Origin of the sequence: Mycobacterium sp. E1214, assembly GCF_001666755.1 — a bacterium.
GTDB lineage: Bacteria > Actinomycetota > Actinomycetes > Mycobacteriales > Mycobacteriaceae > Mycobacterium.
Map to the genome: position 1 here is coordinate 43,250 of NZ_LZJC01000015.1, position 6,380 is coordinate 49,629.

At 72.4% G+C, this 6,380-nt stretch carries 5 protein-coding genes; all 5 read left to right on the forward strand.

Annotation, left to right across the window (positions count from 1 at the left end; all coding sequences use genetic code 11):
- Positions 1 to 42: 42 nt before the first annotated feature.
- Positions 43 to 360, forward strand: a complete 318-nt coding sequence (locus tag A5700_RS01620) for a hypothetical protein (RefSeq protein ID WP_231973784.1) — start codon at positions 43 to 45, stop codon at positions 358 to 360.
- Positions 361 to 425: 65 nt separating this feature from the next.
- Entirely contained in the window at positions 426 to 653 is a 228-nt protein-coding gene (locus A5700_RS01625; RefSeq protein WP_068069866.1) for a hypothetical protein, read from the forward strand.
- A 78-nt stretch (positions 654 to 731) separates the two neighbouring features.
- On the forward strand, positions 732 to 1,466 hold the full coding sequence (locus A5700_RS01630; RefSeq protein ID WP_068069850.1) for an NUDIX hydrolase: 735 nt from the start codon (positions 732 to 734) through the stop codon (positions 1,464 to 1,466).
- Complete coding sequence (locus tag A5700_RS01635) at positions 1,463 to 3,853, forward strand: hypothetical protein (RefSeq protein WP_068069852.1); 2,391 nt, start codon at positions 1,463 to 1,465, stop codon at positions 3,851 to 3,853. Before A5700_RS01630 ends, A5700_RS01635 begins: the two co-directional genes overlap by 4 nt.
- Positions 3,850 to 6,380 (forward strand): lipid II flippase MurJ (locus A5700_RS01640; protein ID WP_369828200.1); only part of this gene is annotated, 2,531 nt, incomplete at its 3' end. The genes A5700_RS01635 and A5700_RS01640, both read left to right, overlap by 4 nt.

Sequence of the window (6,380 nt, forward strand, 5' to 3'; positions counted from 1 at the left end):
CGGCTACTGACGGATGTAATTTGCATGCCGCCCTCTAAAGATATGAACTTTTTCGACGACCGTGCCTGGCGGGCGGCGACGTTGTCGGCGCCGCTCCTCGTCCAACTGATACTGGCAGTGCTGCTCCTGACCATGTGGCTCTTGGGCGAGGGGCCTTTCAGGAATCACGATGCATACGCCGGGGAGCGCGCTTGGATGCTGACCGCCCTCGCCGTCACGGCGGTGACGGCGCTCTCGGCGAGCGCCGCTCTGTTGAGATCTCAAGCGTCATACCGGCGAGGGCTGGGCTTGAGCATGGCGAGCTGCACGGTGGCGGTGCTCGTGGGCGGCTCGATCTTCGACTACCTGATCCTACGGTGAACGGCTCATTGGCTGCGCGCCCCTACGGTCCTCTGACGTTCGCCGTGACGATCATTCATCTCGTCGTGGCGGATTTGACGACTTGGCTCCTGTGCATGCCGATGTGGCCATTCGTCATCTTCGTGCTGCCGATCTGCCTGGCCTACGCCGCCGTCGGCGCCGTCGTCGCGCGGGCACCGGGCAGGTGGGGCCAAATCGGGCGCGGGATGCTGCTCGGGACCTTGTCCGGCCCGCTATCCATCCTCATCTTCGTCCCGGCGTTCGCCATCGCCAGCGCCATCGGCCCGCTCTGAGAACAGGTCGTGACCTGCCGCGCCTCATCGCGGCGAGTATGTCCGGGGCGCCATGTCGTGCCAGCTACTATCGCTTGGGTGTCGGAAGGCGAAGCAGGCAAGCCGCGCCGGCGCCGGGGTCGGCGCCGCGGTCGCGGCGCCTCGGCTGCCCCCGATGCTCAACAACCTGAGAAGGCGACCGGCGACTCGACGACGACGAAGCAGCGTCGCACCCGCTCGCCGCGCCGCGCTCACGACCAGTTGCGCACCGTCCACGAGACCTCAGCGGGCGGGCTGGTGATCGACGGCATCGACGGGCCCCGCGACGCGCAGGTCGCGGCGCTGATCGGCCGCGTCGACCGGCGCGGCCGCATGCTCTGGTCACTGCCGAAAGGGCACATCGAGCAGGGTGAAACGGCCGAGCAGACCGCCATCAGGGAGGTCGCCGAGGAGACCGGCATCCGCGGCAGTGTGCTCGCGGCGTTGGGCCGCATCGACTACTGGTTCGTCACCGACGGCCGGCGAGTCCACAAGACCGTGCACCACTACCTCATGCGCTTCTCCGGCGGCGAGCTCTCCGACGAGGACGTCGAGGTCGCGGAGGTGGCCTGGGTGCCGATCCGCGAGCTGCCGTCCCGGCTGGCCTACGCCGACGAGCGGCGCCTGGCCCAGGTGGCCGACGAGCTCATCGACAAGCTACAAAGCGACGGCCCGGCCGCCCTGCCGCCACTGCCGCCAAGCACCCCGCGGCGCCGGCCCCAGACCCACTCGCGCACCCGGCACGCGGACAAGCCGGCCACCAGCCGCAACAACGGGCACGGGCCCTTGCCGTGACGGCGCCCCGACTGCGTTGGTCCGGCCTATCGCGCCTGGCCGCCGTCCTCGGTGTCATCGCCGGCATCGCCATGCTCACCGCGCCCGTGCTGCCTCGAGCGACCGCGGGTGAGCCGGGCGTGACGCCGTTCGTGCGGGTCCGCATCGACCAGGTGACCCCGGACGTCGTGACCACCACCAGCCAGCCTGTCGTCACGGTCACCGGCATGGTGGCCAACATCGGCGACCGCCCCGTCCGCGACGTCATGGTGCGCCTCGAGCACGCCGACGCCGTCACCGGCTCGGCCGGCCTGCGGACCTCGCTGGACGGTGACACTGACGGGTACCAGCCGGCCGCGGACTTCCTCACCGTCTCGCCCGAGCTGGAGCGCGGCCAGGAGGTGGGGTTCACGCTATCGGCCCCGCTGCGCTCGCTGACCAAGCCGTCGCTGGGCGTCGACAAGCCCGGCATTTTCCCCGTCCTGGTCAACGTGAACGGGACACCCGACTACGGCGCTCCCGCGCGGCTGGACAACGCGCGCTTCCTGCTGCCGGCCGTGGGTGTGCCGCCGGATAAGGCCGACGACCTGGAATCGGCCGTCGCGCCGGACACCTCCAAACCCGTCGGGATCACGATGCTGTGGCCCCTGGCCGACCGGCCGCGGCTGTCCCCCGGCGTCCCCGGCGGCACGATCCCGGTGCGGCTCATCGACGACGACCTGGCCACCTCCCTGGCCCCCGGCGGCCGGCTGGACATCCTGTTGGCGGCGGCCGAGGTCGCCACCAGCCACGACGTCGACCCCGACGGCGCCGTCGACCGGGCGCTGTGCCTGGCGGTCGACCCTGACTTGCTGGTCACCGTCAACGCGATGACCGCCGGCTACGTCGTGTCCAACTCCCCCGACGGGCCGGCCCAGTTGCCGGGCACCCCGACCCACCCAGGCACCGGCCAAGCCACCGCGGCCCAATGGCTGAGCCGGCTGCGCGCCCTGGCGCACCGGACCTGTGTGGCGCCGCTGCCCTACGCCGAGGCCGATCTCGACGCCCTGCAACGCGTCAACGATCCCGGGTTGAGCGCCACCGCCACCACCACCATCGGCGGCATCGTCGACAAGATCCTCGACGTCGCCTCCGTCCGCGGCGCCACCCTGCTGCCCGACGGCCCGTTGACCGACCGGGCCGTCAAGCTGCTCAACGGCGGCGGCCCCACGGTCACGGTCGCCGCGGCCAACCTGTCGGCGGACTCCCCGGGGCCCGGCGTCGACACCGCGCCCCGCCGGCTGTCCCCGCAGGTGGTCGTCGCGCCGTTCGACCCGGCCGTCGGCGCCGCACTGGCCGGGGCCGGGGCCGCCCCCGAGGTGCCGACCTACCTCGACCCGTCGCTGACGATCCGCCTCGCCCACGACTCAGTGACCGCGCGGCGCCAAGACGCCCTGGGCTCCATCTTCTGGCACGCGCTGCGCCACGACGACACGCCGCGCACCCAGGTCCTCGTCCCGCCCGCGGCGTGGAACCTGCAGGCCGACGACGCGCAGGTCATCCTCACCGCGCTGACCACCAGCATCCGTTCCGGGCTGGCGGTGCCGCGCCCGCTGCCCGCGGTGGTCGCCGACGCCACGCAGGCCGCCGCCGGCGCGGGCCAGCCGCCCGAGGAGCTCGGCGCCTACACCGCGGCCCGGGGCCGCTTCGGTGACGACGTCACCGCGGACATCACCGGGCAGATCGGCCGGCTGTGGGGTTTCACCGCGGCGTTGGACACCGACGACCGCACCGGCCTGACCGGCGCCCAGTACACCGCGCCGCTGCGCGAGGACATGCTGCGGGCGCTGAGCCAGTCGGAGCCGCCCGACACCCGCAACGGCCTGGCCCAGCAGCGGATGGTCGTCGTCGCTAAGACCATCAATGACCTGTTCGGCGCCGTGACGATCGTCAACCCCGGCGGCTCGTACACTCTGGCCACCGAGCACAGCCCGCTGCCGCTGGCCTTGCACAACGGGCTGGCCGTCCCCATCCGGGTGCGGTTGCAGCTCGACACCCCGCCGGGGATGACCGTCACCGACGTCGGGCAGATCGAACTGCCGCCCGGCTACCTGCCGCTGCGGGTCCCCATCGAGGTGAACTTCACTCAGCGGGTCGCCATCGACGCCAGCCTGCGCACGCCCGACGGCCTGCGGCTGGGCGAGCCGGTGCGCCTGTCGGTGCATTCCAACGCCTACGGCAAGGTGCTGTTCGCCATCACGCTGACCGCCGCGGCGGTGCTGGTGACCCTGGCCGGCCGGCGGTTGTGGCACCGGTTCCGGGGCCAGCCCGACCCGGCCGACCTGGACCGCCCCGACCCGCCCGACCTCGGCTACGACGACGTCCCCAAGCACGTCGACGAACGGGTCGAAGAAGAGCACCGCGTATGAACCCCGCCTCCCGGCAGGCTCCCCCCCACCACCACCGAGTGCCGCCGTCGCCGCCGGCGCGGCGTCCCCGGCACTCGCTCTCGCCGCCCACCGGCCCCCTGCCGCCCGTACCCGCCGGCATCGACCGGCGCCGCCCCGAGCTGTCCGACTCCGCCCTGGTGTCGCGCTCGTGGGCGATGGCGTTCGCCACCCTGATCAGCCGGCTCACCGGCTTCGCCCGCATCGTGCTGCTCGCCGCCATGCTGGGCGCCGCGCTGTCCAGCTCGTTCTCCGTGGCCAACCAGCTGCCCAACCTGGTGGCCGCGCTGGTGCTGGAGGCCACCTTCACGGCGATCTTCGTGCCCGTCCTGGCCCGCGCCGAGCAGGGCGATCCCGACGGCGGCGCGGCGTTCGTGCGGCGCCTGGTCACGCTGACGACCGCCCTGCTGATAGTCGCCACCGCCCTGTCGGTGCTGGCCGCGCCGCTGCTGGTGCGGCTGATGCTGGGCCGCGCCCCACAGGTCAACGAGCCGCTGACCGTCGCCTTCGCCTACCTCCTGCTGCCGCAGGTGCTCGCCTACGGCCTCACGTCGGTGTTCATGGCGATCCTGAACACCCGCAACGTGTTTGGGCCGACGGCCTGGGCGCCGGTCGTCAACAACGTTGTCGCGCTCGGCACCCTGGCGGTGTACGCGTTGGTGCCGGGCGAGCTGTCCGTGGACCCGGTGCGGATGGGCAACACCAAGCTGCTGGTGCTGGCCCTGGGCACCACCCTTGGCGTCTTCGCCCAGACCGCGGTGCTGCTGGTCGCGCTGCGCCGCCAGCACGTCAGCCTGCGCCCGCTGTGGGGCATCGACCAGCGCCTCAAACGGTTCGGCACCATGGCCGCCGCGATGGTGCTCTACGTCCTGATCAGCCAGCTCGGCCTGGTCGTCGGCAACCAGATCGCCAGCACCGCCGCCGCGTCCGGCCCGGCGATCTACAACTACACGTGGCTGGTCCTGATGCTGCCCTTCGGCATGATCGGGGTGACCGTGCTGACGGTGGTGATGCCGCGGCTGAGCCGCAACGCGGCCGCCGACGACACCCGCGCCGTGCTCGGCGACCTGTCGCTGGCCACCCGGCTGACCCTGATCACGCTGATCCCGATCGTGGCCTTCATGACCGTCGGCGGGCCCGCGATCGGCAGCGCGCTGTTCGCCTACGGCCACTTCGGCGACGTCGACGCCGGCTACCTGGGGGTCGCGATCGCGCTGTCGGCATTCACCCTCATCCCCTACGGGTTGGTGTTGCTGCAGCTGCGCGTCTTCTACGCCCGCGAGCAGCCGTGGACACCGATCGTGATCATCCTCGTCATCACGGCGGTCAAGATCGTCGGCTCCGTGCTCGCGCCGCACCTGACGAGCGACCCCAAGCTGGTCGCCGGCTACCTCGGGCTGGCCAACGGCGTCGGGTTCCTCGCCGGGGCGGTCATCGGCTACCTGCTGCTACGGCACACCCTGCTACCCGGCGGCGGCCAGCTGATCGGCGTCGGCGAGGTGCGCACGATCCTGGTGACCCTGACCGCGTCGATGCTGGCGGGACTGCTCGCGCACGTGGCGGACCGGCTGCTCGGGCTGGACGGGCTCACCAGGCACGGCGGCGCCGCCTCTTTGCTGCGGCTGGTCCTGCTGGGGCTGATCATGCTGCCCATCACGGCGGGTGTGATGCTGCGCGCCGGGGTGCCCGAGGCACGGGCCGCGTTCGACGCCGCGCGTACCCGGCTGACGGGCCGGCCGCCGCGGCCCCGCCGAGCTGCTGCGCTGGCGGGATCGTCTCACCGGCGCCCCGTCACGTACCCTGAGCAGAGAAATTCGTCCCCGCCTGGGGCGCATGCGGTCCAGGAGCCGACCCGGCCCAGGCCTCCGGAGCGGCCAGCCCGAGCCCGGACAGCGAAAGGACCGGAGGTGACCGACCGCCCGATGGAGAGCCCCGCATCCAGCGCCGGCTCCGATGCCGCGGATGTCGTCTTGCGGGTTGGCGTTGGGCATGGTCGCCGGGTAGGCCAGCACCACGTCACCCTCGATGCTGACCCGCACCCGGCTCGGGTCGTCGATCGACAGGGCGACCCCGGCGCGGTGGGCCGCGTCGGCGGCAGCGGCCAGCGATTGCATGGCCCGCACGGCCCCGACGGGCGACGGGGCGGTGTCGGCGACCTCCTGCAGCGAGCCGCCGCGAATCCATTCGGCGACCACCAGCCCACCGGAGTTGGTGTGGACGACGTCGAGCACCCTGGCGACGCCGGGCTTGTCGATGCGGCTCAGCCGCAGGGTGCGCGACAGGATTTCCTGCACGACGTCGTCGGGCAGGGTGCCCTCGGGGTCGACGAAGGTGAGGGCCACCTGGCGGTCCAGGGCGGTGTCGAGCGCCTGCCAGAAGTGCAGGGGCGCAGTGCCGCCGTGAGGAACCAGCAGCCGGTAGCGGCCACCGGCGATGCGGGCGCCGGGGACCAGCTGGACGTCGTCGCCGGCGTCGGCGCGCTCGCGGGGGGCGTCGAACGGGGTGGGCG

Bases quoted from the DNA above. Each gene is read 5' to 3' on its own strand.
- A5700_RS01620 (WP_231973784.1), top strand. From the start codon at position 43: ATGAACTTTTTCGACGACCGTGCCTGGCGGGCGGCGACGTTGTCGGCG.